Genomic DNA, 2,506 nt, shown 5'->3' with positions numbered 1-2,506 from the left:
CTCGACTGTTAGCAAAGTGGCATGGAAAGGCCAACCATAGTGGGTGATAGTCCCGTATGCGAAAACAGACGAGTGGTACTAAGCTAGAGAAAAGTAGGGCGGGGCACGAGAAACCTTGTCTGAATATGGGGGGACCATCCTCCAAGGCTAAATACTCGTAATCGACCGATAGTGAACCAGTACCGTGAGGGAAAGGCGAAAAGAACCCCGGGAGGGGAGTGAAATAGATCCTGAAACCGCATGCTTACAAAAAGTAGGAGCCCGCAAGGGTGACTGCGTACCTTTTGTATAATGGGTCAGCGACTTACATTCAGTGGCAAGGTTAACCGAATAGGGAAGCCGTAGAGAAATCGAGTCCGAATAGGGCGAATCAGTCGCTGGGTGTAGACCCGAAACCAAGTGATCTATCCATGGCCAGGATGAAGGTGCCGTAACAGGTACTGGAGGTCCGAACCGACTAATGTTGCAAAATTAGCGGATGAGCTGTGGATAGGGGTGAAAGGCTAAACAAACTTGGAAATAGCTGGTTCTCTCCGAAAACTATTTAGGTAGTGCCTCAAGTATTACCTGCGGGGGTAGAGCACTGTTTAGGCTAGGGGGTCATGGCGACTTACCAAACCTATGCAAACTCCGAATACCGCAGAGTACAGCTTGGGAGACAGAGCACCGGGTGCTAACGTCCGGACTCAAGAGGGAAACAACCCAGACCGCCAGCTAAGGTCCCTAAAATTGGCTAAGTGGGAAACGAAGTGGGAAGGCTAAAACAGTCAGGATGTTGGCTTAGAAGCAGCCATCATTTAAAGAAAGCGTAATAGCTCACTGATCGAGTCGTCCTGCGCGGAAGATGTAACGGGGCTAAGCCAGTTACCGAAGCTGCGGATGTGCAATTTATTGCACGTGGTAGGAGAGCGTTCTGTAAGCCTGTGAAGGTGTCTGGTGACGGATGCTGGAGGTATCAGAAGTGCGAATGCTGACATGAGTAGCGTTAAAGGGGGTGAAAAGCCCCCTCGCCGTAAGCGCAAGGTTTTCTACGCAACGTTCATCGGCGTAGAGTGAGTCGGCCCCTAAGGCGAGGCAGAGATGCGTAGCTGATGGGAAACAGGTCAATATTCCTGTACCGATGTGTAGTGCGATGTGGGGACGGAGAAGGTTAGCTCAGCCAACTGTTGGATATGTTGGTTCAAGCCTGTAGTCATGCCCGGTAGGCAAATCCGCCGGGCTTAGATGAGGGGTGATAACGAGTCTGCTTGCAGACGAAGTGAGTGATACCCAGCTTCCAGGAAAAGCCACTAAGCTTCAGCTACACACGACCGTACCGCAAACCGACACTGGTGCGCGAGATGAGTATTCTAAGGCGCTTGAGAGAACTCTGGAGAAGGAACTCGGCAAATTGATACCGTAACTTCGGGAGAAGGTATGCCGCAACTAGGTGAACCTGTACAAGGCAAGCCGAAAGCGGTTGCAAAAAATCGGTGGCTGCGACTGTTTAATAAAAACACAGCACTCTGCAAACACGAAAGTGGACGTATAGGGTGTGACGCCTGCCCGGTGCTGGAAGATTAAATGATGGGGTGCAAGCTCTTGATTGAAGTCCCAGTAAACGGCGGCCGTAACTATAACGGTCCTAAGGTAGCGAAATTCCTTGTCGGGTAAGTTCCGACCTGCACGAATGGCGTAACGATGGCCACACTGTCTCCTCCAGAGACTCAGCGAAGTTGAAATGTTTGTGATGATGCAATCTCCCCGCGGAAAGACGGAAAGACCCCATGAACCTTTACTGTAGCTTTGTATTGGACTTTGAACAGATCTGTGTAGGATAGGTGGGAGGCTTTGAAGTGAGGACGCTAGTTCTCATGGAGCCAACGTTGAAATACCACCCTGGTGTGTTTGAGGTTCTAACCTTGGTCCATTATCTGGATCGGGGACAGTGCATGGTAGGCAGTTTGACTGGGGCGGTCTCCTCCCAAAGCGTAACGGAGGAGTTCGAAGGTACGCTAGTTACGGTCGGACATCGTGACGATAGTGCAATGGCATAAGCGTGCTTAACTGCGAGACTGACAAGTCGAGCAGATGCGAAAGCAGGACATAGTGATCCGGTGGTTCTGTATGGAAGGGCCATCGCTCAACGGATAAAAGGTACTCTGGGGATAACAGGCTGATACCGCCCAAGAGTTCATATCGACGGCGGTGTTTGGCACCTCGATGTCGGCTCATCTCATCCTGGGGCTGTAGTCGGTCCCAAGGGTATGGCTGTTCGCCATTTAAAGAGGTACGTGAGCTGGGTTTAAAACGTCGTGAGACAGTTTGGTCCCTATCTTCCGTGGGCGCTGCAGATTTGAGGAAGCCTGCTCCTAGTACGAGAGGACCGGAGTGGACACACCTCTGGTGTATCGGTTGTCACGCCAGTGGCATTGCCGAGTAGCTAAGTGTGGAAGAGATAACCGCTGAAAGCATCTAAGCGGGAAACTCGTTTCAAGATGAGATCTGCCGGGGCCTTGAGCCCCCT

Annotated in this window: 1 rRNA gene; it reads left to right on the top strand. The window is 51.4% G+C overall.

The annotated features are described in order from the left end of the window. Window positions 1-2,506: ribosomal RNA gene (locus GVL12_RS25570) — 23S ribosomal RNA — on the top strand; the annotation flags it as partial.

It is taken from the genome of Pantoea sp. 18069 (assembly GCF_902706035.1).
In the GTDB taxonomy this organism is placed as follows: domain Bacteria; phylum Pseudomonadota; class Gammaproteobacteria; order Burkholderiales; family Burkholderiaceae_C; genus Comamonas.
Note: the sequence above shows the minus strand (reverse complement) of the source record. Positions and strands in the feature narration are given on the sequence as shown.